Source organism: Roseivivax lentus (genome assembly GCF_900156805.1).
Lineage (GTDB): Bacteria > Pseudomonadota > Alphaproteobacteria > Rhodobacterales > Rhodobacteraceae > Roseivivax > Roseivivax lentus.
On the sequence record NZ_FTOQ01000004.1, the window covers coordinates 319779 to 345834 of the forward strand.

Annotated in this window: 30 protein-coding genes, 2 tRNA genes and 1 pseudogene; 16 read left to right on the forward strand and 17 right to left on the reverse strand. The window is 63.3% G+C overall.

The features are described 5' to 3' along the window. Window positions 1–69: 69 nt before the first annotated feature. Window positions 70–786, reverse strand: coding sequence for a response regulator (locus BW990_RS10300; protein ID WP_076447906.1), 717 nt, complete (start codon window positions 784–786; stop codon window positions 70–72). 130 nt (window positions 787–916) lie between these two features. Here BW990_RS10300 and mce point away from each other — a divergent pair, with 130 nt between their 5' ends. Further along, window positions 917–1321 carry a methylmalonyl-CoA epimerase gene (gene mce, locus BW990_RS10305; RefSeq protein ID WP_076447908.1) on the forward strand — a complete coding sequence of 135 codons (405 nt, stop codon included), beginning with the start codon at window positions 917–919 and terminating at the stop codon, window positions 1319–1321. A gap of 28 nt (window positions 1322–1349) precedes the next feature. Further along, window positions 1350–1640 carry a DUF1467 family protein gene (locus BW990_RS10310; RefSeq protein WP_076447911.1) on the forward strand — a complete coding sequence of 97 codons (291 nt, stop codon included), beginning with the start codon at window positions 1350–1352 and terminating at the stop codon, window positions 1638–1640. Between the two features lie 9 nt (window positions 1641–1649). On the opposite strand, the gene BW990_RS10315 is transcribed toward BW990_RS10310, so the two are convergent. The 4 genes from BW990_RS10315 to BW990_RS10330 all read right to left on the reverse strand — a co-directional run bounded on the left by BW990_RS10315 (window position 1650) and on the right by BW990_RS10330 (window position 3716). Then, window positions 1650–2348: an EI24 domain-containing protein gene (locus BW990_RS10315; protein ID WP_076447914.1), complete on the reverse strand. Its 699-nt coding sequence runs from the start codon at window positions 2346–2348 to the stop codon at window positions 1650–1652. Then, window positions 2345–2923, reverse strand: coding sequence for a nitroreductase family protein (locus BW990_RS10320; protein ID WP_076447917.1), 579 nt, complete (start codon window positions 2921–2923; stop codon window positions 2345–2347). The genes BW990_RS10315 and BW990_RS10320 overlap by 4 nt, the downstream gene beginning before the upstream one ends. Window positions 2924–3017: 94 nt before the next feature. Next, window positions 3018–3263 (reverse strand): hypothetical protein, encoded by a 246-nt coding sequence (locus BW990_RS10325; RefSeq protein WP_076447920.1) that lies wholly within the window; start codon window positions 3261–3263, stop codon window positions 3018–3020. Window positions 3264–3329: 66 nt separating this feature from the next. Then, window positions 3330–3716, reverse strand: coding sequence for a thiol-disulfide oxidoreductase DCC family protein (locus tag BW990_RS10330; protein ID WP_076447922.1), 387 nt, complete (start codon window positions 3714–3716; stop codon window positions 3330–3332). A 96-nt stretch (window positions 3717–3812) separates the two neighbouring features. Here BW990_RS10330 and BW990_RS10335 point away from each other — a divergent pair, with 96 nt between their 5' ends. From BW990_RS10335 to BW990_RS10345, 3 genes are all read left to right on the forward strand, one after another. Next, the gene (locus BW990_RS10335) at window positions 3813–4547 is read left to right on the forward strand and encodes a M48 family metallopeptidase (protein WP_076447925.1); all 735 of its coding nucleotides are present in this window, start codon (window positions 3813–3815) and stop codon (window positions 4545–4547) included. A 71-nt stretch (window positions 4548–4618) separates the two neighbouring features. Then, complete coding sequence (locus BW990_RS10340; protein ID WP_076447928.1) at window positions 4619–4879, forward strand: DUF6455 family protein; 261 nt, start codon at window positions 4619–4621, stop codon at window positions 4877–4879. Next, the gene (locus BW990_RS10345) at window positions 4879–5136 is read left to right on the forward strand and encodes a DUF6455 family protein (RefSeq protein WP_076447931.1); all 258 of its coding nucleotides are present in this window, start codon (window positions 4879–4881) and stop codon (window positions 5134–5136) included. Before BW990_RS10340 ends, BW990_RS10345 begins: the two co-directional genes overlap by 1 nt. Window positions 5137–5157: 21 nt before the next feature. Here the strand turns inward: BW990_RS10345 and BW990_RS10350 are convergent, their stop codons facing one another. After that, a complete protein-coding gene (locus tag BW990_RS10350; RefSeq protein WP_076447934.1) occupies window positions 5158–6147 on the reverse strand; it encodes a complex I NDUFA9 subunit family protein in 990 nt (329 codons plus the stop codon). A 146-nt stretch (window positions 6148–6293) separates the two neighbouring features. Between BW990_RS10350 and BW990_RS10355 the strand changes: the two genes are divergently transcribed. After that, window positions 6294–6379, forward strand: a tRNA-Leu gene (locus BW990_RS10355). Window positions 6380–6526: 147 nt separating this feature from the next. On the opposite strand, the gene BW990_RS10360 is transcribed toward BW990_RS10355, so the two are convergent. From BW990_RS10360 to BW990_RS10370, 3 genes are all read right to left on the reverse strand, one after another. Then, the gene (locus BW990_RS10360; RefSeq protein ID WP_076447937.1) at window positions 6527–7183 is read right to left on the reverse strand and encodes a hypothetical protein; all 657 of its coding nucleotides are present in this window, start codon (window positions 7181–7183) and stop codon (window positions 6527–6529) included. A 10-nt stretch (window positions 7184–7193) separates the two neighbouring features. Further along, window positions 7194–7679 carry a hypothetical protein gene (locus BW990_RS10365; RefSeq protein WP_076447939.1) on the reverse strand — a complete coding sequence of 162 codons (486 nt, stop codon included), beginning with the start codon at window positions 7677–7679 and terminating at the stop codon, window positions 7194–7196. Window positions 7680–7868: 189 nt separating this feature from the next. Continuing rightward, a complete protein-coding gene (locus BW990_RS10370) occupies window positions 7869–8453 on the reverse strand; it encodes a hypothetical protein (RefSeq protein WP_143526135.1) in 585 nt (194 codons plus the stop codon). 99 nt (window positions 8454–8552) lie between these two features. Here BW990_RS10370 and BW990_RS10375 point away from each other — a divergent pair, with 99 nt between their 5' ends. The 4 genes from BW990_RS10375 to BW990_RS10390 all read left to right on the forward strand — a co-directional run bounded on the left by BW990_RS10375 (window position 8553) and on the right by BW990_RS10390 (window position 13454). After that, window positions 8553–10211 carry a GMC family oxidoreductase gene (locus BW990_RS10375; RefSeq protein ID WP_076447944.1) on the forward strand — a complete coding sequence of 553 codons (1659 nt, stop codon included), beginning with the start codon at window positions 8553–8555 and terminating at the stop codon, window positions 10209–10211. Then, window positions 10201–11409, forward strand: a complete 1209-nt coding sequence (locus tag BW990_RS10380) for a mandelate racemase/muconate lactonizing enzyme family protein (protein WP_076447946.1) — start codon at window positions 10201–10203, stop codon at window positions 11407–11409. Before BW990_RS10375 ends, BW990_RS10380 begins: the two co-directional genes overlap by 11 nt. A 264-nt stretch (window positions 11410–11673) precedes the next feature. Continuing rightward, entirely contained in the window at window positions 11674–12507 is an 834-nt protein-coding gene (locus tag BW990_RS10385) for a CPBP family intramembrane glutamic endopeptidase (protein WP_076447948.1), read from the forward strand. After that, window positions 12504–13454 (forward strand): alpha/beta fold hydrolase, encoded by a 951-nt coding sequence (locus BW990_RS10390; RefSeq protein ID WP_076447950.1) that lies wholly within the window; start codon window positions 12504–12506, stop codon window positions 13452–13454. The genes BW990_RS10385 and BW990_RS10390 overlap by 4 nt, the downstream gene beginning before the upstream one ends. 206 nt (window positions 13455–13660) lie before the next feature. Here BW990_RS10390 and BW990_RS21305 read toward each other — a convergent pair whose 3' ends face one another. Together BW990_RS21305 and BW990_RS21310 are read right to left on the reverse strand one after the other, a co-directional pair. After that, window positions 13661–13900: a hypothetical protein gene (locus tag BW990_RS21305; RefSeq protein ID WP_143526136.1), complete on the reverse strand. Its 240-nt coding sequence runs from the start codon at window positions 13898–13900 to the stop codon at window positions 13661–13663. A gap of 96 nt (window positions 13901–13996) precedes the next feature. Then, complete coding sequence (locus tag BW990_RS21310) at window positions 13997–14314, reverse strand: hypothetical protein (RefSeq protein ID WP_143526137.1); 318 nt, start codon at window positions 14312–14314, stop codon at window positions 13997–13999. A gap of 400 nt (window positions 14315–14714) precedes the next feature. Here BW990_RS21310 and BW990_RS10400 point away from each other — a divergent pair, with 400 nt between their 5' ends. Further along, a complete protein-coding gene (locus tag BW990_RS10400) occupies window positions 14715–15809 on the forward strand; it encodes a hypothetical protein (protein ID WP_076447955.1) in 1095 nt (364 codons plus the stop codon). Window positions 15810–16511: 702 nt separating this feature from the next. On the opposite strand, the gene BW990_RS10410 is transcribed toward BW990_RS10400, so the two are convergent. Then, complete coding sequence (locus BW990_RS10410) at window positions 16512–16940, reverse strand: hypothetical protein (RefSeq protein ID WP_076447959.1); 429 nt, start codon at window positions 16938–16940, stop codon at window positions 16512–16514. Between the two features lie 233 nt (window positions 16941–17173). Continuing rightward, window positions 17174–18454: a plasmid recombination protein gene (locus tag BW990_RS10415; protein ID WP_234990211.1), complete on the reverse strand. Its 1281-nt coding sequence runs from the start codon at window positions 18452–18454 to the stop codon at window positions 17174–17176. Between the two features lie 845 nt (window positions 18455–19299). Between BW990_RS10415 and BW990_RS10420 the strand changes: the two genes are divergently transcribed. Next, window positions 19300–20853, forward strand: coding sequence for an RNA-directed DNA polymerase (locus BW990_RS10420; RefSeq protein ID WP_159441625.1), 1554 nt, complete (start codon window positions 19300–19302; stop codon window positions 20851–20853). A gap of 212 nt (window positions 20854–21065) precedes the next feature. Here the strand turns inward: BW990_RS10420 and BW990_RS21315 are convergent, their stop codons facing one another. Further along, complete coding sequence (locus BW990_RS21315; RefSeq protein ID WP_143526140.1) at window positions 21066–21608, reverse strand: hypothetical protein; 543 nt, start codon at window positions 21606–21608, stop codon at window positions 21066–21068. Further along, window positions 21605–22537 (reverse strand): hypothetical protein, encoded by a 933-nt coding sequence (locus BW990_RS10425; RefSeq protein WP_076447962.1) that lies wholly within the window; start codon window positions 22535–22537, stop codon window positions 21605–21607. The genes BW990_RS21315 and BW990_RS10425 overlap by 4 nt, the downstream gene beginning before the upstream one ends. A gap of 439 nt (window positions 22538–22976) precedes the next feature. Between BW990_RS10425 and BW990_RS10430 the strand changes: the two genes are divergently transcribed. From BW990_RS10430 to BW990_RS22540, 4 genes and pseudogenes are all read left to right on the forward strand, one after another. Further along, window positions 22977–23459: a hypothetical protein gene (locus BW990_RS10430; protein WP_076447963.1), complete on the forward strand. Its 483-nt coding sequence runs from the start codon at window positions 22977–22979 to the stop codon at window positions 23457–23459. Window positions 23460–23512: 53 nt separating this feature from the next. Further along, window positions 23513–23953 (forward strand): hypothetical protein, encoded by a 441-nt coding sequence (locus tag BW990_RS10435; protein ID WP_043146159.1) that lies wholly within the window; start codon window positions 23513–23515, stop codon window positions 23951–23953. 188 nt (window positions 23954–24141) lie between these two features. Beyond that, a complete protein-coding gene (locus tag BW990_RS10440; RefSeq protein ID WP_076447964.1) occupies window positions 24142–24321 on the forward strand; it encodes a hypothetical protein in 180 nt (59 codons plus the stop codon). A gap of 16 nt (window positions 24322–24337) precedes the next feature. Next, window positions 24338–25438 (forward strand): annotated as a pseudogene (locus BW990_RS22540) (recombinase family protein); the annotation flags it as partial. A 9-nt stretch (window positions 25439–25447) separates the two neighbouring features. Here the strand turns inward: BW990_RS22540 and BW990_RS22235 are convergent. Further along, a complete protein-coding gene (locus BW990_RS22235) occupies window positions 25448–25867 on the reverse strand; it encodes a hypothetical protein (RefSeq protein ID WP_083950544.1) in 420 nt (139 codons plus the stop codon). Between the two features lie 94 nt (window positions 25868–25961). Continuing rightward, window positions 25962–26038 (reverse strand) — tRNA-Met (locus tag BW990_RS10450). Window positions 26039–26056: the final 18 nt, after the last annotated feature.

Genomic DNA, 26056 nt, shown 5'->3' on the forward strand with positions numbered 1-26056 from the left:
GGGGTGCGCGAACATATGCAGAACACCTAGCAAGCAGCCGAACGCGGGGCAAGCCCCGCCGAACCGCCGTCACACCGCCATGCGATCCTCGAGCCGTTCCTGCACCAATCCGGACAACCGCATCAGCGGCGCGCCCACCGGCAACGCGGACATGCGCGCCTCGAAAAGGGCATCGGCGGCATCTGCCAGAACCCGGTCGCCGGCGCTGAGCGCGACCCCCGAAAGGAACCGCGCGGCGTAATCGAGCCCGGCCAGATCGCCGGGCTGCGCCAGCACCTCCGCGGCATGCGCCATGTCGTCGCGATAGGCGACCGGATCGGCATCCACCGTCGCCTCGGTCATGACGCGCGGCCCGATCGGGCGCCGCTCCTGCGGCAGGTGCGACAGGATCACGTTCTGGAACATCGCCACGCTGGACATCGGCTTCGGCAGGAAGCCATCGGCACCCGCCGCGAGCGCGCAATGCTCAGAGAAGGGATCCCCGCTGGTGGCAAGGATCGCGGCGATGCGCGGCGTGCATTGCGACGCCTCGCGCAAAAGATCGGCCCCCGAACCGTCGGGCAGGCCCATATCGACGATCAGGACCGAGGGACGGTAGACTTCGAGATGCCGGTGGGCCGAGGCCAGGCAATCGGCACGCCGCAGGCGCGCGCCGCTGTGCACGCATAACAGCCGCACCGCGTCGCAGGCATAGCGGCTGTCCTCCACCATGAGGATGGTCAGGCCCAGAAGCGGCCGCGCCGCCGTCGGTTGCATGCGTCCTTCGAGACTTAGCGAATCGTTCATCACACCCTCTCATTTCTGTTGTTCTCGCAGCGTGCCTTCGAACAGCTAATGCGGAGTTAATGACTGCACGGTCTTGCAGACCCCGAGGCCCGCGGGGCATATCGCAGGGGATCGCAGAAGGAGCCCGCCCATGATCGGACGTCTCAACCATGTCGCCATCGCCGTGCCCGACCTCGAGGCCGCGGCGGAGCAGTATCGCAGCGCGCTCGGCGCCAAGGTCGGCGCGCCGCAGGACGAACCGGATCACGGCGTCACGGTGATCTTCATCGAGCTGCCCAACACCAAGATCGAGCTTCTTTATCCCTTGGGCGAGGACAGCCCGATCCAGGGGTTCCTCGACAAGAATCCCTCGGGCGGCATTCATCACGTCTGCTACGAGGTGGATGACATTCTGGCCGCGCGTGACCATCTGAAGAGTACGGGCGCGCGGGTCCTGGGGTCGGGAGAGCCCAAGATCGGGGCGCATGGCAAGCCGGTGCTGTTCCTGCACCCCAAGGATTTCAACGGCTGCCTCGTCGAACTGGAACAAGTCTGACGGCGCGACCGGCGCCGGGGAGAAACGCATGACGATCACATCCGCTTTCGTGCTCTACGCCGTCATCTGGTTCATGGGCTTCCTGATCGCGATCCCGATCCGGCTCGAGACGCAGGGCGATCTGGGCGAGGTGGTCCATGGCACCCATGCCTCGAGCCCCGAAAACCACCACCTCAAGAAAAAGGCCTGGATCACCACCCTCGTATCGGCGGTGATCTGGGTGATCCTTTACGTGATCATCACCTCGGGATGGATCACCGTGCGCGACATCGACATGTTCGACCGCATGGGCCCCGCAGCGGTCGAAGAGACCGAGTAACCGGACCCGTCACACCGCGCGCGAAGCCCGGAGCGCGTGGAAGAGATGCGTGAAGACCGCGGCCCCGAGGATCGGCACCAGCAGGTTGACGAGCGGTATGGTCAGCGGCACCGCCATCAGGATGCCGGCCACCCAAACGGTCAGGAAATGGCGTTTGCGCATCTCCTGAGCGCCGCGCCGGCCGACCCGGCGCATCGCCGCGATGGTGAAATATTCCCGTCCGAGCAGGAAGCCGTTGAGCCCCCAGAAGATGAAGGGCGCGAGCGGCGCGAAGACGAGGTAGAGGACCAGCGCCAAGAGGTTCGCGACGATCAGCAGGCCGAGGAAGGACAGCGTGTCGCGGAACGCCTCGGCATAGGGGATGCGCCCGGGCGGCGGCTGATTGGGGTAATACCGGTCCTCGACCGCGGCGGCGACATCTTCGAGGAACAGTCCCGTCATCGCAGAGGCCACGGGCACCATCAGGAAGACCGAGAGCCCCAGCATCAGGATGATCGAGCCCCAACTGACCAGATCGTCGATCCAGCGCACCTCGCCGAAGAATGGGATCGTGACGACCTCGGGCGTGATCCATCCCATCAGCGTGACGAAGCCTGCATAGAACAGCGCCAGAAGCGCCACGGCGAGGCCCACGCCCTTGAGCAGGACGCTGCGAAAGCGCGGATCGCCCATCTGCGCGACCGCACGGGAAAGGCTGCGCCCGATCATGCGTCCTGCCAGGTGACGATCCGGTCGAGATCGGGACGCGGACGTTCGGGCGGACGCGATGTTTCGGTGCCGATATGGATGAAGCCCGCCACGCGTTCCGCGTCGGACAGCGCCAGCGCCTCTGCGGTCAGGGTCCGATCGTGGGCGACCCAGCCGGTCAGCCAGTTCGCCCCCCAGCCCGCCGCAAGCGCGGCGTTCAGCAGCGCGAGGCAGACGCCGCCCACGGCGTAGGTCTGTTCCAGCGCAGGCACTTTCGGCGAGGTCTTGGGCGTCTCGATCACCGCCACGCAAAGCGGGCTGTCGGCGAATTGCTTGCGGCCCTTCTCGATCTGCTCGGGGTCGAGACCGGCCGCCTCGCCCCGGGCTACGGCAGCCGCCGCCAGCCTGTCGAGTGCGGCGCGCTCCAGCACGATGAAGCGCCAGGGCTCCAGCTTGCCGTGATCGGGGCTGCGCGAGGCCGCGGTCAGCAGCGTCCTCAGCCCGGCGCGGTCGGGCGCGGGGCCGGTCAGCGTCTTGGCGGGGCGGGAGCGGCGCGTCAGGAGAAAGTCGAGCGCGGCAGGGTTAGCGTCGGGCATGGGCCTTCCTCGGTCTTGATGCTGCCTATGTCTGTAATCGGAAGCCGGGTTTCAACCGCGGATCCGCCGCTTCGCGCAGTCGCACACGGCGCGGTCAGGTCTTGCTGTCCGACGGATCCCGGCGATAGACGCCCTCGGGCAGTTCGATCGCGGCGGCGAGGTCGCGCATCTGGCTGATCGACAGGGTGATCCGCATGGTCTGATCGGTGCGGGGATCGAACTGCTCGATCGTCACGCATTCCTCGAAGGAATTGACGATCACGTCTTCCTGCAGGTTTTCGGACCCCTCGTCGACGAGGGTGACCACGGTGGCGTCGAATTCGTGCTCTATGCTGAACATGCGCTCAGCCTAGAACGCCGCGGCAGACGTGAAAACCGCAAATCGCGCCCTGCCGCGTCAGCCGCGTCAGCCCTGTCTGTGCGCCTGCCCCTTCGCGGCGCGTCGGCGATGCATCGCGAAAAGCGCAGGCGCCGCGACATGATCGTAGAGCAGCTCCGCGATACGATGAATCCCCGGCACCCTCACCAGCCGCGCCAGCCAGCGGAATCGGGGCATCTCGTCCCAGACCAGCGCGAAGGCGTCGACGCCGTCATAAAGAACCCCGTCCTTGACCACGTGAAAGCGCCGCGCGGCCTCGCGATTGGTCAGCCCGTAGGCATCCATCTCGCCCTCGCTGAGCCCATGATAGCGGATGGCAAGATCGTGCTTGCGCGTGATCGACTTGTAGCCTTTCACTTCGCGTGCGCAGATCGGGCAGGTATCGTTGTAGATGACCGTCATTTTATCGCTCATGGGGTCGGAGGTAGGTGTAAGCGAAGGCCTGCCAAGTGACGTATTTGTGGGTTTCGCCGGGAAATCGGCGGCGATATGCCATAGAACATGCGTGCTTTGAGACGATTTCTGCTGCTGCTTGCGCCGCTTGTCCTTCTGGGTCTCGCGGGCTGTGCGCCCTTGCCTCCGACCGGTGCGGCAAAGCCGCCCGCCGGTGCCTATGCGCCCGCCGCGACACCGGATGTGGCCGAACGCGCGTCCCGCTCGGCGCGGACCTTCGTCGAAGTGGTCGAGACGGTGGAACCGGTGGCCGAACGCGAATGCCGCCGGGTGGCGCCCCGGGCCAATTGCAACTTCATCATCGTGATCGACGACCGCCCCGGGCAGGAGCCCAATGCGTTCCAGACGGTCGACCGCGCGGGCCGGCCGATTCTGGCCTTCAACCTCGCGCTGATCGCCTCGGTCGAGAATGCCGACGAGCTGGCCTTCGTGATGGGTCACGAGGCGTCGCATCACATCCTCGGCCATCTCGAACGCACGCAGCAGAACGCGGCCGTGGGCGCGGTGATCTTCTCGGGGCTCGCGGCGATGTCGGGGGCCAGCCCCGCCTCCGTCCGGGAGGCCGAGCAGCTTGGCGCGGAAATGGGCGCGCGCCGCTATTCCAAGGATTTCGAGCTCGAGGCCGACCAGCTCGGCACCGTCATCACCGCCCGGGCGGGATACGACCCGATCAGAGGCGCGGCGTTCTTCCTGCGCATCCCCGACCCGGGCAACCGCTTCCTCGGGACGCATCCGCCCAATGCCGCGCGGATCGACATCGTGCGCCAGACCGCCGCCCGACTCGGGGTTTGATTGAGATCAAGGCGCCGCGCGCGGCCGGCTGACAACATCTCCTGCATGCAATCCAACACCGGGAGATGCGCATGTTGGGATCAGCCACACTGGAAAAACACCGCCGCATGGTGACGATGATGGCCGAAGCGCTCGGCTTCGACCTGGAGGTCCTTCGCCAGCGCGGGCGCCTGCCCTCGAACGAGGTCGAGGCCGCGGTCCTGACCTGCACGCAATGCGAACGCGCCGATTCCTGCGCCGCCTGGCTGATGGATTTCAGCGCCCCGCAGGAGGCGACGCCGGGATATTGCCGCAACCGCACGCGCTTTGCCGCGCTGAAGGCGCAGGCCTGATGCGGCCCCAGCCGCTGGGCGATCCGCGCAGGCATCTGATGCGCGTCCGCCGCATGGCCAAGGCCATCGGCGCCGATCCCGCCGCGGCGCGCAATTCCGGCGTCATCGAGCATGCGGAATGGGCTGAAATCGTCACTCGCTGCCGCAGTTGCGGCGCGCCGGAGCGCTGCGATGACTGGCTGGACGCGCATGAAGAGAGCCCGGACGCGATGCCGGGCTGCCTGAATGCGCGTATTCTGGAAAAACTGAAGCCCTGAGCTCCGGCAACCCGGACTGCCTCAGCGCGGCTTGAGCGAATCCGCCGATTCCTTGATCGCGAAATACTGCCCGGAGGGCCGGAACCGCCACAGGTAATCCGGCAGCACCGCCTCCATCGAGGTCGGCTCGATCCCGAGATCCGCGAAGGTCTTCACGCCCTCGCCCACGACATTGTCGATCCTGAGATTGGCAACCTGGTCGCGGGTGATCTGCGCAGGCACGAGCCCCAGCGTGGCGGTGTTCACCACCTCGGAGACACCCCCCATGATCCTCGCGATCGGGAAGGGGATGTTCACGATCAACCGCCGCCGCTTGATGATGTCCAGCATCTGGATCATCAGCTCGCGGAAGGTGTCCACATCCGGCCCGCCCAGCTCATAGGTGCCCGGCGCCGCCTGCCCCAGCGCGGCCTTGGCCGCGGCGTGGGCCACATCGTCCACGTAGACGGGCTGGAAGCGCGTATCTGCGCCGACGATCGGCAGCACCGGACCGAAGCGCGTCATCGAGGCGAAACGATTGAAGAACTGGTCCTCCTGCCCGAAGACGATGGAGGGCCGCAGGATCACGGCGTCCGGGAACGCCTCGAGCACCGCCGCCTCGCCCCGCGCCTTGGTCTGCGCATATTTGCTCTTGCCCGTCGCATCGGCCCCGATGGCCGAGATCTGCACGAGCCGGCCGACGCCCTCTTCGGCGGCCAGCCGCGCGACCCGGGCCGCACCCTCGGCCTGCACCGCGTCGAAGGTGTTCTTGCCGGTCTCGGCCAGAACGCCCACGCAATTCACCGCCGCATCCGCGTCCTTGAGGACATTGCGCACCGAATCGTCGTCCCGGATGTTGCAGAACACGGGCTCCACCTGCCCGACCACGCCATAGGTCCGCACGAAGATGGCATCGTTGGGATGCCGGCATGCAACCCGCACGCGCCAGCCTTTCTTGGCCATCCGCCGCGTGATGTAGCGGCCCACGAAACCGGAGCCGCCGATGATCGTGACAAGCTTGGACTTGGGCATGGATCGCTCCTTCCGGAGATTGCGTTCGGCCTGTTCCTACCGGTCCCCGGGGCGGCGGGCAAGACATCGGTGATCCACGCCCAAAACGTGATCGCAAGGCGTTGACACGCCTCCCGGCTATGGGTACATCGCGCCTCACGCAACCTGCCCAGGTGGCGGAATGGTAGACGCGCCAGCTTCAGGTGCTGGTGTCCGCAAGGACGTGGAGGTTCGAGTCCTCTCCTGGGCACCACTTTCCGACATCATGATGCTAATACTTCGATTGATTGGTGTCGATTGGTGCGTTTCTGCCAGATGAAGAACGGGTCTACCCGGTTCCAGTCCGCGGACTCTCACCGAAAGCGAGGGACCGACAGACTGCGTCAGGTGACCCGTCCAATCAGATCCGTAGACCGAGAAACACCATGGCCAGCGGCACTGGCGATACCGCGATCGCTATGGTCGCGAAGGTCGCGAGAGGCGAAAAGAGGCCGCTCAGGCCAGCCATCAGCATGATGCCGCCGCCGCCTCCGATGACCGAATTGCCGGGCGTGTTCACCGCAAGCGCCAGCGCGACATACCGGTAGCGGACCGCAAGCCGCAGGGTCCGCGCCGATTGACCATCCAGCAGCATGGCCAGCCGTTCGTCGCCCGACAGGGGGGCTGCCCGCGCAATCGCCGCTGCGGCGCGGTGCATCCGAAGCGTCGAGAGAAGCTTGCGCAGCACCTCGATGGGCAGGAACCGCCCCGCCGTGTAGGCGAGGATCATCGAGGCCACGGTGCAGACGTAGATCAGCGGCGCGATGGCCGGGCCGAAAGCCGCGAGCATCGCCAGTCCGATCTCGGCGCCCGGGACGAAGGGCAAGGCCAGAAGCCCGATATAGGCCACCGCGCCCAGCATGATGAGCCGATGCACCTGCTGTTCGTTATCGGGCCGGATCTGCAGGTTCAGCGCGTCGCGCGCCGCATGCGCGCCCCAGGTGGCCAGCACAAGGACGGCGATCAGAAGGGCGACTCGCAGAACGAGGGCGCCCGCCGACGGGCCGGACGGGCGCATTCCGACGGCCTTAGCCCGACACGGGCAGGACGGCGTCGAAATCCGTGGCTTCCCCGGACGCTTCGATGGCGATCTGGTTGGTCCAGTACCAGCGGCGCGTCGTCCAGGTGACGTCGAGCGTGATCGCCTCTTCCTCGACCGCGCCGTACCAGACGACCGTGTGCGGCGCGTCGGGGCAACGGGTCGTGGCAGTGAAATACGTCACGCCGTCGATCTCCTTGGTCTGGTAGTCGGACCAGCCGAAATCGCAGTAGTTCTGGCAGTCCACGGACTGAAAGGCCCCGTCGCGGAACAGAAGCTCATCCGTGAGCACCGCACCGCTGTCGAGATCGGTGCCGCGGATTGTGAATGCCTGGCCATCCAGCGCGCCGCTCGCGACCCAGGAACCTTCGGGCACGGCGAGGTCGGGAATATCCTTGTTCATCACGGTCAAGGTGGCCGCACCGGTCCCGGCAGTGGCAAGGACGATTGCGGCAACTTGCAGGATCTGGGGCATGTCTGTCTCCGCCGATCAATGACTCAAAAAGAAAAACGCTACGCGAGGCTGAGGCTTCTGAACCCAAGTATAAAGCAAATTCGGCCGCATGGGTACGGAATCGCGGGATCGGGCCTGCCGGTCGCCTCAGGACGCGGCGCATCAGAGCGCGCCGCGTCGGTTTCGGGCAAGAACGCCCCCCGGGAAGTGTCAGTCCCCGACCCGCGCCATCAGCACGCGGAAGCTCGCGCCGATGCGGTAGCTGCCGTCCGGCTGACAGAAGGGCGCAAGCGCGGCCGCATGGGTGGCGTCGAGCGCGTCCTGGCCGCTGGTCTCGACCGCCTTGACCGCGACGCCCGAGGAGCCGAGCCCTTTCTGGGCCGTCGCCAGATCCGGGTAGGCCCTGGGCGAGTCGACATCGAAGACCACGACCAGGTCCAGCCCGGCGCTGGCGACCAACGCTTCGAGCTTGCCCGGCTCGGACAGGGCAAACGGGCCTGAGGCAATCGCGGGCGGCGGCGGCAGCAGCGGCTTGAGCGCGGCGACGAGGGCCGCGGCCTCCATGCTGCCCGGCTCACCCCAGGTCATGACGAAGACCTTGCCGCAGGGCCTTGCGACGCGGCGCGCGTCCTGCAGCGCCGCAACGGGGTCGGCGGCAAGGCGCAGCGCCAACCCGACCCCGCATCCCGCATCGCGCAGCCGCGCCGCGGCTCCGACCGGCGCCCTGTCGAATACCGCGTGGTAGCCCGCGGCGCATTGCGGATCACGGCGCCTGTCGCAAGGCGCGCGAAACACCCCGCTTATGCGCCCCGAAGCCCTCCGCCATGTCGCGCCCTCGCTTGCATCATCCGCGCGCTTGCGCTCACATCGCGGCACGGCAACGGGAAGCGCGCGATGGACCTGCAAACCTATGACTACATCGTGGTGGGCGCCGGTTCCGCGGGCTGTGCGCTGGTCGAGAGGCTGACCCGCGATGCGCGTATCCGCGTTCTCCTGCTCGAAGCCGGCGGGACGGACCGCAAGTTCTGGATCAAGGTGCCTGTCGGCTACGGCGTCAATTTCGCCAATCCCCAGCTGAACTGGGGCTACCATGCCGAACCCGATCCGGGCCTCGACGGACGCGCGATCTACTGGCCGCGGGGGAAGGTCATCGGCGGATCGAGCTCGATCAACGCGATGGCCTACATGCGCGGCCTGCCCCGCGATTTCGACGATTGGGACGCGGCGGGCGCATCCGGCTGGGCCTGGCGGGACGTGCAGCCCGCCTTCGACCGGATGGAGCGGCACCTGGACCGCGATGGCACCGATTCCGCCCGGCCCGAGGGCGAAGGGTTGCTGCCCGTCAGCGATCTCAGCGACCAGATGAACCCGTTCTCGGAACGCTTTCTCGCCGCCGCCGAGGCCTGCGGCTGGGCGCGCCGCGACAACCTCAGCACCGCGACCGGCGAGGCGGTCGGCTATTACCGAAGCACCGTGCGCGGCGGCATGCGATGCTCCGCCGCCGATGCGTTTCTCGCGCCCGCGCGCCGCCGCGGCAACCTGCGCGTCGTGACCGGCGCGATGGTACGCCGTGTCACGGTCTCTGGAAGGCGGGCCACAGGCGTGCGCTTTTCGGCCCGCGGAGAGACCTTCGACGTGGAAGCGGCGCGCGAAGTGATCCTATCCGCCGGTGCGATCAATTCCCCGAAGCTGCTGCAATTGTCGGGGATCGGACCCGCCGTGCTTTTGCGGCAACATGGCATCGACGTGCTGCATGCGCTGCCCGAAGTGGGGCGCGGGCTGCAGGACCATATCGCCATTTCCCACGTCTTTCGTGCCACGGCGCCGACGCTCAACAACATCCTTGGGCGCGTGGTGCCGCGTGTTTCCGCGGGCATTCGCTACGCGCTGACCCGCCGCGGCCCGCTTTGCGTGCCGGTGAACCAAGTCGGCGGCTATGTCCGCAGCGATCCGGATCAGCCCGAGCCGGACATCCAGATCTATTGCAACCCGCTGTCCTACTGGAGCGGTCCGAAAGGCCGCCCCGTCCTCGATCACGAGCCGGGCTTCCTGCTGAGCGCGCAGCTTTGCCGTCCGACGAGCCGGGGTGAGGTGGCGATCCGCTCCGCCGATCCGATGGAGGCCCCGTCGATACGGCCGAATACGCTGGCGACGGATCATGACCGGGCCGGTGCGGCACGCTCTGTCGCGATCATCGACCGGCTGGCGCAGGCCCCGGTGCTGCGGGACGTGACGGAGCGGCGTCTGGAACCCGCGGCCGAGCTGACCGACCCGGAGGCGCGGATGGCGGATTTCCGGGCCCGGGCCTCGACCGTGTTCCACCCCACATCGACCTGCCGCATGGGACCGGACGCCGCGACCTCGGTGCTCGATGCGCGGCTCAGGGTCCACGGGATCGCGGGTCTGCGGGTCGTCGACAGCGCCGCCTTCCCGAATGTCACCTCGGGCAACACCAATGCCCCGACCATGATGCTGGGCTGCCGCGCGGGCGAGATGATCCTCGAAGACGCCGCGACGGGCGCCCATGACAGGCGGCTCGCCCATGCACCTTGATCACATCGAGACCTTCGTCTTCGGCAACCCGCCGCCGCGCCATGGTGGGCGCTATTTCATCTTCGTCCGGCTGCGCACGGCCTGCGGCATCACTGGCGTGGGCGAGATCTACTGCGCCAGTTTCGGCCCCGACCTCGTCGCCGCCATGGCCGAGGACATGTTCGCCCGCCACTTCGACGGGGCCGATCCGCACCGCATCGAACAGCTCTGGCGGCAAAGCCACGGGGCGGGGTTCAGCCAGCGGCCGGACCCCACCGTCATGGGGGTTTTCAGCGGGCTCGAGATGGCCTGCTGGGACATCATCGGCAAGGCTGCCGATCAGCCGGTTCACCAGCTCATGGGCGGCAAGGTGCATGCGCGCCTGCGCAGCTATACCTACCTTTATCCGCCCGAGGGCGACGTCTATCCCGCGCCCGGCGCGCCCAGCGTCTACGACGATCCCGACCTTGCCGCCGCGCAGGCGCTGCGCATGGTCGAGGCGGGGTTCACCGCGATCAAGTTCGATCCGGCGGGGCCCTACACGATCCATGACGGCCGCCAGCCGCGGCTTGCCCATCTCGACCGCTCGGAGATGTTCTGCAAGCGGATCCGCGAGGCGGTGGGCGACCGCGCGGATCTGCTCTTCGGCACGCACGGGCAATTCACCGTCTCCGGTGCCAAGCGGATGGCGCGCCGGCTGGAACCTTTTGAGCCCCTCTGGTTCGAGGAGCCGACGACGCCCGAGAACCCCGCTGACATGGCGGAGATCGCGCGCTTCACCTCGATCCCCATCGCCGCGGGGGAACGCCTCTGCACCAAGCACGAATTCGCCCGGCTGCTGGAGACCGGCGCGGCCTCGATCCTGCAGATGAATCTCGGACGGGTCGGCGGGCTGCTCGAGGCCAAGAAGATCGCCGGGATGGCCGAAACCCGTCAGGCGCAGATCGCGCCGCATCTTTATTGCGGGCCCGTGGTGGCCGCCGCCAATATCCAGATCGCGGCCTGCTCGCCGAATTTCCTGATCCTCGAATCGATCGGGCGGTTCGAGGGGCCCTACATGTCCTGCGTGACGAGCGGCATCCGGTGGGAGGACGGCTACGTGATCCCGCCCGACGCGCCGGGGCTGGGGATCGACCTCGACGATGCGGCGATTGCCGCGTCGCCTTATACGGGCACGAACCTGCATCTCGAGATGGGACAGGAGCCGGTGCTGCCCTGAGGGGCCCGGCGGCACGGTTCGTAGGGATTTCGGCCTGCAATTGACGCGGGCAATGAGCAGACTGGGCGCCGCCTCTCGCTTGCTCGGATGCCGTTCGACATCCCGCGCGGCCCGCAGCCTTGGCCGCCCACCGCTCTGCCCCGGAACTCCGGACCGGCATCCAAGCATTCCCTTGCATTTGATCTCAATCAGCGAAACCGCGCGCGATTCGGAGGAAGCTCCGCGCGATCGCCGATCAAGATCGGTGTCCGGAGAAATCACGCCATGTCTTCCCTCGCAGGCACGCCGAAGCCCTCGCTGCCATCCCGTGCGCTCTTGCTCTTCGTCCTGCTGACCTTCGGCGTCACCTGGGGCGTGATCGGCGGCTACATCTACTTCCCGGAGCGCGCCGCCGGGACCTTCGGCGCGATCAGCGGCAGCCATCCGCTCTATTTCCTGGCCACATGGGCGCCGGGGATCGCCGGATGTCTGCTCGTGCTGGGCTTCGGCGACCTGCGCGGTCTGCGCGCTTTCCTCTCCCGGCTGCTCTACTGGCGTTGCGACCCGGTCTGGTGGGCCTTCATCCTGATCGGCATCCCGCTCGTGTTCATGGCCGGGTCGCTCATCAAGGGCGGGCCGCTGCTGACGCCCCTGCCGCCCGAAGGGGCCGGGCCGCTTTTTGCCTTGATGATCATGATGCTGTTTCTCGGCCCGATGGAGGAATTCGGCTGGCGCGGAGTCGCCCAGCCCCTTCTGCAGCGCCACGTGGCGCCGTTCTGGGCCGGAGCCATCATCGGTGCGGCCTGGGGCATCTGGCACCTTCCGGCCTTCTACCTCGCGGGCGTGGTCTTCGCCGAATGGCGCTTTCTGCCCTTCTTCATCGGCAACGTCACCCTGGCCATCCTCGTCACACCGATCTTCAACAGCGCACGCGGCAGCCTGCTACTGCCGATGCTGTTTCACTGGCAGCTCATCAACCCGTTTTGGCCCGATGCGCGGCCCTGGGACACGTGGATCCTCGTGGCCGTCACCGCCGGCATCGTCTGGTGGCAGCGCGACGCGATGTTCTCGCGCGCAGGCGCCGTGACGGACGTGATCCCGTCCCGTCCGCGATCATGAGCACCCGGCGCGGCCTGCTGTTCGGGCTGGGTGCGCTTGCACTGGGCGGCGCGGGCTACGCCACCGGTGCCTTCCGCGAGGCGCGTGCCCAGACCGACACGCGCCTTTTCGGGCAGAGCGACGTGATCCAGACGCGCGCGGGCGCGATGGAATACGCCGTTGCCGGGCACGGGCCGCCCCTGATGATGATCCACGGAACCGGTGGCGGCTTCGATCAGGGCCTGCTTTTCGCATCCGGCCTGCGGGCCCGCGGGTTCCGCATCGTCGCGCCGTCGCGCTTCGGATATCTGGGCAGCGCCTATCCCGAAGATGCCTCGCCCGCGCATCAGGCCGATGCCCTGGTCGATCTGCTGGATCATCTGGGCATCGGGCGACTTGCCGTCGCGGGAGGGTCAGCCGGGGCGCTGACCGCTGCGGAATTCGCGCGGCGTCACCCCGAACGCTGCGCGCAGCTCGTCCTGATCGTGCCAGCGGCGAATCTCACGAACCGCGATCCGGTCGCCTTCACCGCGCTGCAACGCCTCGCGGTGGCCGCCATGTTGGGCTCGGATGCCTGGTTCTGGGCCCTGTCACGTCTGGCCCCGCGCCAGATGATCCGCACCCTTCTGGCGACGGAACCGGCGCTGCTCGACCGGGTCGCGCCGAGCGAACGCCGCCGGGCGCTGACGATCCTCGATCAGATCATGCCCGTCAGCCGCAAGCTGGCCGGGATGCGGAACGACGGGATACGGGCGGGGACGCCTTCACCCACCGACTACGCGCGTATCACGGTGCCGACCCTGATCCTGTCCTGCGAGGACGATCTCTTCGGAACCGCCGAGACCGCCCGGCTTCTGGCTGCGCGGATCCCCGGAGCGCGGCTGACGATCTTTCCCGATGGCGGTCACATCTGGCTGGGCCGTGACACCGCCCTGACAGACGAGATCGCCGCTTTCATCCCTCATTGAGCCTGCAAGGAGGACCGTGATGTCCTGGACCCGTGTCAGATTGACCACCTTCGGGGGCCCCGATGAACTGAAGCTCGAAACCGTGACCGACCTGCCCGTGCCCGCGGCGGACGAGGTCCGCGTGCGGGTCCTCGTGACCAGCGCCGCCTTCACCGACGTGATGATCCGCAACGGGCTTTACCCGGACGTGAACGCGAAGCCGCCCTTCACCCCCCGGCTACGACATGGTCGGGATCGTCGATGCACTGGGCCGGGATGCGACGCGGTTTCGGCCCGGCGACCGCGCGGCCGACCTGACCACCATCGGCGCCTATGAGCGAGGTCTGCTGCGGCGAGGTGACGCGCGGCTGGTACTGCTGGATCGACGCCACGAAGTTGTCGATATCCGCACGGGTCTGCTCAAGCGCGCCAACGTAAAGCCCGCGCGTGTGCGTCAGGTCGCCCACGACGGCCTTTATGATCCGGTTGTCGACATCGACCTTCTGGCGGATCCGGCTGATCTCCGCGCTGGCGACGGCGCCGTCGCCACCGGAGCGTACGTTCTACTCCACTTGCGAAATCTGGCGCAGACCGCGCTGGTTCAGCGAGGTCAGACGAGCCGGGCACGCCTGGTCCGTCAGGATCGGCAGGAAATCGACGCCACCTTCGCCGGTTCCCTCGTTGGCCTCAGAGCCGCCCAGGGCTGAGATCACGTCCGGCGGCGGCGTCGTTCCTGCAATCGGCGGCACGGAACTGCCACTTATCGAAGCCGGGCCCGACACGCCCCCCGCGACTCCACCCGTCACGCCGACGGATTGCTCCAGCGCGGACAAGGCGGCGTCGACCTCGTCGAAGGTGACCTGGGCGGCTGCTCCGGACATGGCGCCCGCAAGCAGCAGCGAAGCGGTCAGGCACCTGGATGGAGATGACCTGACCGCCCGCGCGACACACAATACGCCGCGTACAGGTTCCCGGCCGACAGCGGTGCTCAATCTCACTAATTTGCAACTGACCACCTGAAGCACCCGACCGTGGAATCGCCTGCTGCGATCACTGTTAACGGGTCGGAATCCGAATGTGCCCGGACCTGAGTCCGGTCAATTTCACTTGGGGCTCGGGCCATTGGTGCAGATCGCAGTCACAATACTTGCAACCCTCTGGTCTGTATGCACAAATGCGCAGGGGATAAGCCTCTAAATTAGTGCGAATGATGCGCGAACCCCGCGCCGAGGGCCTCTTTGAAGGCGCGGTGCGGGTCGCTGGTATCTGTGGGGGAAATTCGTGAACAAAGAGAACCTGGCCTTTTGGGACAAAACCCTTCCGCTGAAGCTCATGGAGGCGATCAAGGAGCCCCAGAAATGGGGTGAAGTGCTCGAGACGATCATGCGGATTACCGGCGCCAAAGCCGCGATCATCACGCTGCGCGACAAGCAGACATGCCAGATCGTCAACGATGTCGAGCTCGAGGAAAAATTCCATTCCCCACTCATCCGCGGTTTCACCACGGAAGCGATCGTGCATTACCTGACGAACCTACGCACGATCGATCCGTGGGCCGAATTCCAGCGCACTTATTACCCGCATCGCCCGGTCCAGATGTCCACCGTGTGCCCGAAGGACTCGGTCGAGGATCAGCGTTTCTTCGAGTGGCTGAGCGAGCTCGGTTTCAACGACACGATCGTTTTCGAACTCGACCGCATGTCCGGGTACTGGACCGCGATCAACCTGTTCCTCGAATCGCCGACATCGTCGGAAGCCCGCAGGGCGCTCGACTTCGCCAACGAGTATTACGACCTGATCCGCAATGCCTGGGTCACCTCGCAGGCGCTGACCAAGACACGGCAATCGAGCGCGGCCCTGATGGGACGGGCGGCGGGGGCCGGCTCTCCGATCTGCATCGCCGGCGCGAATGGCGAGCTTCTGGAAAGCAACGAGCATTTCGACGCGTTTCTGCAAAGCGGTGCGATCCGTCTGTCCGGCAGCAAGCGCAAGATCAGCTTCGCCAACGCGGTCAACATTATCGGTCTCGAGCAATGGGAACAGCACGAATTCCTGCGCCACGACGCCGAGATGCCGCCCGTCGTGCTTCTCGCATCCCCGCTCGATCCCGACCCGATCTTCGCCGGAAAACGCGAGCGCCTCTGGCTACTGACCTGCACCTCCAAGGGATCCGAGGCGCGCGCGGCGATCGAGGCGCGACCGGATCTCGACACGTTGACCCGGCAGGAGCGCGCGCTTTACGGCGGGATCGCCGAGGGGCATTCGGTGGAACAGGCCGGCAGCGCGCTGGGACTGAAGCGATCGCGCAGTTTCGAGGTCTGGTCCTCGGTCAAGACCAAGCTCGGCATCCGGAGCGCGCACCAGCTGCGCCAGTAGCAACGGCGCGCAAATAAATTCCACCGGGCGCAACCACCCGCAACGACCCGCAACCGGGTCCGCCCCACCATCCTCTAGCCCGTCCTTGTCAGCACGGCTGCCCAAGCCTGCTGCGCCCTCTGGCGAACCAAGGAGATCGACGGCATGAGGCATTTCGTCGTTCACGATCGCTGAAAAGATTGTCCGAGTGCCTGAACGAAAAACTACTGTGCGATGTTGTCATTCTTTCAGATTTCTAAGCGGGCCTGCATGGAGCCATGTCGTGGGCTTCAGATCATTGACGGTCGGTTCATTCGGCACTTGAAGCTCTGCGATTTGCACATTGCCTGAATTGACGTACGTGTATTCTATGGCTTGTCCAGAAAATGAAATTATCAACCGGGAGAATGGGCTTTTGCGAATTCGCATTCGTCAACATAGGTTTCGCACAAGCTTCACCCATTCTTTTCCGTCGGCGAGCCAGAACGCAAAAAGCCGCGTCCATATTGGGCGCGGCTTGTTGGCGTTATTTGGTTGCGGGAGGGCGCAGCAGACGATCCCGGCGCGCGGGAGGTACAAAAGCAAAAACCTCCGCGGCAGGACCGGCGGAGGCATCGCAAGTATCGTTGGTTGCGGGAGCAGGATTTGGTCTTTGGCGAACGATTTTGCAGGTGAGACGGTGATCTGCGCCTCCGCGCGCGCTCTGCGCGCGGGGCGAAGCCTTCACGCCTGGCTTTCGGCGGCATCGGACTTTGATTGCGCGCCATCGTCGGCGGCCGCCTTGGCTGCTTCTTCCTCAGCCTTCCACTGATCGACCTGCTCCTGCGCCCGCTCTGCGACGCCTTCCGGCGCCTTGGCGTGCTTGAACATCCGGCGGCGGTTGGTGGCGGTGGCGAAGCAGCCGAGTTCGAAGAAGACGTCTTCGATCTGGTCGGGCGCCGTTTCTTCCAGCCAGTCGAGCCAGGCGTCGAAGGTCTCAGCGATGGCCGTGCGGGCCTCTCGCTGGATCTTGTCGTCCTTGCGGGCTTGCTTGTCGGCGATGTTGCCGATCGAGACCATCGCCTTCTGCATGCGAGCCTCCATGGCGGGGGTCATTGCGAACTGCGACGAGCGGGGCTTGCGGGCGGGTTTCTGGGACAGCGATTTCTTCATTTGAGATACTCCGGTTGAACGGTTGCGATGTCACCGGAGCCTTGGGTTTATCGCCCGCCGCATCCGGCTTGCGCAACAAATGGAGTCGCAGCCGGTGACCGACTCCATTTTCCGAAGGCGAAAAATCTCTTGCGGCGGATTCCGACGGCCTAAACGCTTGTAATAGAGAGAGAATATTTTCACCCCCCAGCATCCATGACCTTTCATGTGAAAGAATCCGTGCCTTTGCGCCGTCACTGCGGCTCCTCGAACCGTGAGTTCGGCCCCTTCGAACGCCCCTTCACCCGCGGATCGAGCGCCATGATCTTCGCGGTCAGCGTTCGTCGGATCTGCGCGATCCGCTCCCGCTGGTCTTGCGAGAACGCGCGGGCGATCTCGAGGATGATCTCATCCGCCGCCCTGATCTCCGCGACCTCGGACGCGATGTGCTCTTGGGCCTCGCGACGCGCCTTCTCTTCGGCCCTCGCACCGAGCCGCTTTGCCACTGCCCGGAAGGCCTTGCGCGCGGAGGCAAATCCGAGAGTTGCCTTCTTGACCGATGGTTGAGTTTGGGGGTTCCCGTTTGCCTTGGCGGTCTTGACCGGGCGACCGTCGGTGTCGATCTCGCCCGCCGCCACCGCGTCGGCAAAGGCCAGGACGGTTGCCGCGTCGTCTTCGCGTTCGACGAGATCGCGCTCGCGGATCTCGACTTCAGCGGCCTTCTCGGCGAGGCGCTTTTCCTCTTTCACGCGCCACTCTGTGGGTCGGACATGCCGCGGATTGATCGGAGGTGTCCGACCGTCGTTCAGCGCGTCGCGGATGGCCTGCTTTCGTTTCTCGCCGCGCACCAGACCGATTTCGTTGAACCACTCGCCGACGCTGTCCTGCGCGGCCTCGTAATCCTTGATAAGCGGATGGATCGAGGGCTGCAGAACACGGCACTCGGTCCCGTATTTTTTGACTGTCGCGCGCGGCATGATGACAGCGTGGATATGATAGGCTTGTTCGTCGAGATCGGCGCGCGCATGGATCACATCGTCGCCGAAGTTGTCGCGCAGCCAGGCGACGGCGCGCTCCTCGAACAGCTCCTCTTGGGAGGTGCTGAACTCGACGTCGCTGCTCTCGGTCTGCTCGAACCAGTCCTTGTTGGCAGTCAGGATGAGTTCGCGCATCGGTCCGTGCCGCGACGCTCGCCAGGGATCCCGGGGCCCTTCGGTCCGCCGCTTCTTGAGATCCTTGCGACGGTTCCGCCGATCAAGGTCCTCGAGTTCAGCCGCGAAAGTCTCGACCTTCATCAGCTCGATCTCGGCACGCGCCTCTTCCGCCCAGGTCTCGGAGCCGATCAGGCGGCGGGGCTTGGGCTTGTTCCGGTCGATGTGTCCGAGGTCGCCGCCCTTGCGATAGCGATGCGCCTCGTAGCCACCGATATCGCTCGGGTCCATCCCCTCGAACCGCAGAACCACCGGGTGCTTCTTGCTTGCCATGTCTGACCTCCAAACGTTGAGGTCAGAAAATGGGTTGATGTTTTCCCGCACCGGAGAAATCGCCCAGACGCAGCCACGAACGGATGTGTGGGGTCATTACTCACTAAACAGCCCGCACTCCGGCACCTGCGGTGCCTGCGTTCGGCCTGCCGTTCGCCCGGGGCGCTGCCCCGGAACCCCGCCCGCCGGGGGCACCTGTGCGGCGGGCACTCCTGCGCGGAGGGCGGCAAGGTCATCGTTCCGCACTCCCCTTGCAACCCCTGCTCCCGGGGGAGCGTCGTTCCGCACTCCTCCCCCGAACCCCCGCCTGCTCGCAGGGGCCGTTCGCCACGCCCCTGCACCCCGAGGCCGTTAGTGCGAGGCGCGCCGCGCCGGAGAAGAGAACGCTTTTCGGAGCGTTCTCATCACCGGCGCCGGTCGGGGTAATGATGATGGGTTTCCAGACATTCGCGGCGGTCCGCTCGGATGGCGGCGATCCGCATGTAGCCGTTCACTAACTGACCTGCTCGGAGGACACCACTTCGTCGCATTTGCGACGTCGACGCGCTGTCCTAAAGCAAAACCTCATGATGCGTCCCCCTTGCCAGCGAGGCCACTCAGTCCGATAACTAAGCGACCAATGTGCGAGGCTGGTTTTGCAATCTCCGAAGTTTCAGTTTCTACAAAGTGATATCAAGGACGTCTTCGACATAAGCCTCTTGAAGGAGGAGTGGAAGAAGCGAACGAAGCCGCAAATACGGAAGCAGCTCATATTCGACGCGGTTGAATATAGAGACATTGACCAAGATATAACCCGTCTACTTCAACGCGTACACAGGGAGGTCAGTGAGGGCAACTATGTCGTACGCATGCCAAAGAGGTATCTGGCTGAGAAGTCTCGCGGCCTTTGCCGACAAATGACTTTGATACACCCAAAAGACCTACTCGTTCTGGAAAGGCTCTCCAGATCGGTGTACTTTGAGTTGAAGCATAAAGCTCCAAGCAAGTCAGCTTTTTTCGAGCCCGATGATGGAAAATTCACGAAGGGTTTTAAGCAAAGCGACTTCGAGTACGGATCTTTTGCAAGCTGGAAGAAGTTTCAAAAGAGCATCTTTGGCTTTGCAAAGGAGAACAACTACATCGTAATAACCGACGTCGCGAATTTCTACGACTTTATCAACTTTCAGCACCTTAGAAACATCGTCTCTTCTCTGGCAGACATTCGCGAGTCCATTCTCGACTTGCTGATCCATGTGCTGAACCGCCTGACATGGACGCCAGATTTCATGCCTTTGACACAAGTCGGCATGCCTCAAATTGAGACATCAGCAACACGTGTTTTGGCGAACGCTATGCTCTACGAGGTGGACAAGCTTTGCGAGCACTCAGCGGTGTCCAACTACGCCAGATTTATGGACGACATGGATATCGGCGTGAGTTCTGTTGAGAAAGCAAAGGTCATTGTTCGAGATATTGATTTAATCCTACAATCACGCCAACTCAGGCTCAACTCCTCGAAGACTCAAATACTATCACAGCAGGAGGCATTCGCTCATTTCTGTATTTCGGAGAATTTAACGCTCTCACGGGTAGAGGCGCTTATCGAGAAGAAACGATTCTTAAAGTTCGCCAAGGCGATCTTAACCTCGAAATATGAGGCTTGGCTTGATCGGACCTCTGCTGGCGGTCCGAGCGAGAAATCGCGTTTCGTTAGGGGCAATGGCCCAAAGATCTATAAACATGTATTGACTTTGATCTACGAAGCAGGTGGCAGCGTCAGTGACGAGGACCTCCTCTGGCAGGTCGAGCATAATCCCTCAATGCGGCCAACAGCACTGCGATACCTCTCCAGAACGAGTAGAGGAAATACAGTCCTCAAGAAATTGATCGCAATGGTGAGAAGCGGCGTGTTCGTTGACGATGCTGCATACGTAGATGTGGCGGGCTTCATGCTTCATACCAAGTTTCGCAAGACCAAAGCATGCACACTTCGGGCGGAAGAATTCTGCAAACACGCCGCATCAACGAGCGATATTGGCTTGCACTGTGCAATATTCGTGTCAGCTCGCTTTCTAGATCGCCCACAAATACAATGCCTTCTGGATAACAATATCGAGCGAATTTCAGACGACTTCTGGCTCAGCCGGGCCGCTGCGGGGCTGACGTCTCTGTTCATTGGTGAACCCGAATGGGGTCAATATCTTGACTTCATTCGCAAGCTGAACTCGCCAGATGCCGACGATGTATACGAGTATCTACTGTCGGTAAGTAGCTCGACAAGCTTTAGCCAATCGCTGAAAGCTTACATCAAAGCTCCAAATCACACCTTTCCTCAGGCACTCTTCTTTCCCAAGGTCTTGATCCTACTGGCAGCCGCGAAGAATGGCAGCAGCGCATCATTGGCTCCCAACCTACATGTGGATCATCCTGCGCTCAAGAAGGATCCCTACTACGCTCAAATGGGTTTTTGACCCAGGGTCGTCTACAGCATCAAGCGTCCCACGCCGCAGCATCGGAAAGGTCGCGAGAGACTGAAAGTGACTCACAGCCGCCATTCGCTGCGCAACGAACGATTAGCGACTATGAGCCAAGTGTCGACAGCAAGATTTGGCAACTACGTTCACGAAGGCAAGAAGCAGCATTCGAGACAGATCGATGAAAATAAATCGCACCCGGCTGCCTATCAAAATGCAATTAAGTCATTTTCACGAAGTATCTCGAATACCTCAGAAGACTCGGCATCACTAACCTGCCTCCGCAAGAATGGAGATTCCTCAGATCCGTAGCTGAATATTTTCTGCCCTTGATGCCTCATTCTTACATGAGTCACGCACGGGCTATCAATATTTTTAGCGCGGTGTATCGTTCCCGCCTTAATAAAGTAGTGTTGCCCCGCACCGCAGGTAAAGTTTACCACCTCTGATATTGCTCCAAGCCTCCCCGTCTCATGCAGTATCGACCTACCATCATCGTAGGTCACCGAAAATTCCTTCAGGTTTGCCTCTCTATCCGGAACGAACTCAGCTATATAGTTCTTAATAGATCCAGCGAGAACGTTGGAGTCCAAGTCGAACTCATGGGTGTGCCACGTGTTATCTGCCGAGAAATCGGCATTTTCGCTATAAACATGAAGACGACGGGTCACTTCGCCAGAGGACAAAACCAAATAGTAAAAGCCAAGCGGGTGAACGCGAAAACTCCGAATGTGACGCTTTTCAACTTTCATTTGTAGCGGTGATCCTTCGGCTTGATTATAGAGAATATCTCCTCACGATACTCTCTGACTCTATCTTCTGGGAAGCCAAAGCTGAGAAGCGCTTCTACGGGAATGTCTTCATCGCCGGCACGGTGCTTTTTCCACTGGTAGGCGGACAAATCAACTGCCCGAGATAGCTCCACCTCACCAATAATCATTGAGCGAAACATTTCAAAAAATTGGCTCTGTCTTGAAAACTTTAGCGCATATAGAGACTTGTCGTCTTCGGTAAGGATTGCACCTCGATCCGACATATCTATCCGGAATGATGGTATGAAGTTTGATAAGCAAACTCGAACTTTGAGATTTCGATTGTTCGCGGCAGCCAAGGCACATGCCGCAGAGGTGGCGACTGCATTCTTGAATAGCTTGTCTTTCCCGTCATCCTCCCCCAGAATACCTACCATATCTTCATAGACCTCGGACAGTTTTTTTATTTCAGGGTCAGGCAGCAGAATAGTGACATCTATGGTTTTCCGAGCCTTTCGCGCGTTGTCACTCAACCGTTGAAGCGTCTCAGCCCGGAAGTATGTCGCTGATCTCGCCCAAAGAAAGTAGAACGCCGTATCTTCAGGCAGTTCCTTTATCTCATCGGATATATCCCCAGGTCGCAGCGTTTCGATCTCCGGTCTCTCGATGTCCTCTCGGATAAAATAAATATATGCGCCGTAGACAACCAGAACAGTTAGAGCTGCGGAAAAGAGGTTGGATGACACGGACCGAATGAAATTTGACCATGTATTCTCCGGCTCCAACAGAGATGCAGACCAATAGGAAAGAGCTGTGACAGCGGCCAGAATGATAAACGTCCAAATGAACCGCCTGCGGGCGGATCGTGAGCCAAGATCGTTTAACACATTAAGGCTGATATATTTACTTGCGCGCGGCTTCGAGGGCATTTGCCATCCTGTTTATGTCCCAAATACAACTGATAAGGTGTGCCGTGTGCTACTGCAACTGCGCCGTCTTCTAGTGCGAGGCGGTGGATGTTTTCCTTGGGTGTATCCTGAATAGATCAACCAGTTTGCGCTTTAGACAGTCGCATCGGCAGGCTTGGGCTGTATGACGCAGCGCGCTACTCTGGTAAGGTCGTCCGCTTTGGGCCGTTTCACGACGCTTTTGTGGTGCCGTTCGTGGCGCGCATGCCTCTTCTTCTGCGTCCGGCTGTGGTTCTCCGATCCTCCATGGGCAGATTTTGCCCAGAGGGCCCCCCTCTCGGCGCTCTTCCGATTTGGTGGTGGTTCAGCTGCGCGGTCGTAGTGACGCGCAGCTGAACCACCGCCTTGAGTAGATAGGCTTTCCCGCTGGCGTCGTTTTCCCACGCCACAGGAGGCCCTCATGTATCATCATCCCCAGCCTTTCACGCCGTTTCCGACCAGCGCGGATTTGCTGCGCGGCGACGTCGTGCTGTTCCGCTTTCCTCTCGCCGAAGAGGATGACGAACCCGGCGCGCCGAAGCGCCGCCCCTGCCTGGTGCTCGACACGCTGACCAAGGGCGACGATCGCTTCGTCGAGATCGCCTACGGCACCTCCGCCGATACGCGCGCGAACCGCGGCTACGAGGTCATCGTGAAGCAACCCGCCGCGCGCGCGACGGCCGGACTGTCGAAGCCCACGCGGTTTGTCTGCGCACGGCGCATCATCGTCCACGTGAACCACAGCGGCTTCCACGGCCGGGCAAAGGGGCCGCATATCATCGGCCGCCTCGATGAAGCCCTTCTGGAGCGGATGAATGCCGTCCGCGCACGGATCCAGGCCGAAGCCGACATTGCTGCCTACTACTGGGAAGAGCAGGCGCGCGAAGACCGCGGTTTCCGATAGGGAACCGCGCTCTCGCCGCTGCTCCTCCCCTCAATCAACACAAGGAAAGACCAATGGATATGCCATTCAAATCCGCCTCCGAGATCACCGCAATGGCCGCATCGTGCTTCCCGCTTGCGCGGGCCGCCGCCACCGGGATCGACCAGGACGTGCTCGACCTCGTCGCGCCGAAGCCGAAGCAGGAGGCCAAGAAGCTCGCCGCTCTGCTGCGGGCCGGCAAGATCTTCGACAGGGGCATCCTGGCGATGCTGCACGAGCTCGTCGGAGTCCTCGATGCCGAGATCGCCGAGGGCACCTACGTCGAGACCCGCTATGACCATAGCCCGGAAAACGTCTCCGACTACAAGACCTGGGGCCAAGAACGCCTCACACCGGAGGCTGATCGCCTGTCGAACGCCCTGGCGGTGCTGATCGAGCTCTACGCCACCCTGTCGGCGGTGCACGACATCCTGCGCGCAGAGAAGGCCCTGGAGGGGCTGCGCTCCGCGGCCTGATGAGACACGCGGGCCGGAACACCCGCGTCAGGGCGCGCCGACGATCCTTCTGCTGCTACAGATGTCGGCGCGTCTGCCAAAAGAGAAGCCCGTGCAGATCCTGCCTGCACGGGCTCAACGATCACACGCGAGGGCTCGGATCTCGCCGGTCTGTCGGTATTCGGTGTCCACAGCCGAAGGAGATACCAATGGCCCTCGCAAACCTGATCGACCTGATTGCCGAAGTCGCCGCGAAGCGCACCGCCCGGGAGGGCAAGAACGACCGCGACGCCTCGGAACAGACTTGGCCAGGGTGCCGCTTGATCCAGGCGTTTTTGAGGCGGCGTGAACTGTTTTTCGGAGAAAGCCTTGAGATCGCCAAATTATGAGGATCAATCTGCGAACATGGATTCCCTACGCTCCAATCCCCGCCGCGCCGTGATCTACGCACGGTTTTCGACTGACCTGCAGAATGTGAACTCCACGCGCGACCAGATCGCGAACTGCACCGCGCTCGCCGAGAGAAAGGAATGGCAAGTTCTGCAAGTCTTCGAAGACGCCGCCATCTCCGGGGCCAAGCGCGAGCGCCCCGGATACAAGAAGATGCTGCAGGCCGTGAAGAGCGGCCTCGTAGACGTCGTCCTGTCCGAGGGGCTTGACCGCCTCAACCGAAGCCAGGAGTTGTCGGCGAACCTCTTCGCGGTGTGCGAGTTCAACGGCGTCGAGATCCACACCATCGCCGAGGGCCGCATCGAAGAACTCCACATCGGCATGAAGGGCACGATGGACGCAATGCACCTGAAGCGCATCGCCCAGATGACGCACAGGGGCCTTCAAGGACGCGTTGCCGACGGACGTTCTGCAGGGGGCTTGAGCTATGGCTACCGCATCCCCATCGACCCCAATACGGGTCTGCGCCAAACTGGCGAGCTCGAGCCTGACGAGCATCAGGCCGATGTGGTCCGCCGCATCTTCCGGGAGTTCAGCGAAGGTCACAGCCCGCGCGCCATTGCCCATCAGTTGAATGCGGAAGGCGTCCCCTCCCCGCGCGGGCGGGAATGGAAGGTCAACACGATCTACGGCAACGCCAAGCGCGGCACCGGCATCCTGAACAACGAGCTCTATGCCGGCGTCCGCGTCTGGAACCGGTTGCAATATCGAAAGAACCCGGAAACGGACCAGCGCGCCTCGCGCGGTCGCGACGAAGAAGAGATCATCCGGGTTGAGGTGCCGGATCTGCGGATCGTAGACGAGGAGCTATGGCAGGCGGTGAAGGCGCGCCAGGTTGGGCAGCGCCGCACCTTGTCGAAAGGCGCACCATCTACGCTCCGGCGCAAGCGCTACTTGTTGTCCGGGCTCGTGCGATGCGGGCAATGTGGAGGCAACATGACGGTCGCGGGCTCCGGAAAGAGCCGCGCCTATTACTGCGCCAATGCCAAGGAGAAAGGCCCCGCCGTCTGCCGTGGAATGCCTGGCCTACGCATCGACAGGCTGCAGCCGCTGGTGCTGTCGGGACTACGGGACGAGCTGATGACGCCGGAAGCGGTCGAGCGTTTTCGGAGCCAGTTTCTCGACCGGGTCGCCGAAGCACGAAAGGAGCGCGACACCGAGCAGGCATCGCTCCGCAGGGCGATAGCACAGGAGCAGAAGGCGATCGACGGTGCCCTGCGTGCCATACGAGACGACATGGCCACGAAGAGCGTCTACGCGATGCTGGGGGCGGCCGAGGAGAAGAAGGAAGCGCTGGAAGCGGAGTTGGCAGCCGTCGAGGCTCCTACCCTGGATATTCCGGAGGATCTGGCAGCGCTCTATCGCGCGCAGGTGGATGCGCTGGCGGACACGCTCTCCGACCCGGAAGTGGTCCATCGCGCCTCCGAGATCCTCGGCGGGCTGATCGACCGCATTGTCATCCGGCACGAAGAGACGGCTGGGCATACGGCCGAGATAGAGGGCAAGCTGTTGGGATTGTTGAGCTTTGCAGATGCAAAAAACGCCGCATCCTATTCGGATACGGCGTCTTCGCTAAAGCTGGTTGCGGGAGCAGGATTTGAACCTGCGACCTTCAGGTTATGAGCCTGACGAGCTACCGGACTGCTCCATCCCGCGACGCTTGGTGTTGTATTG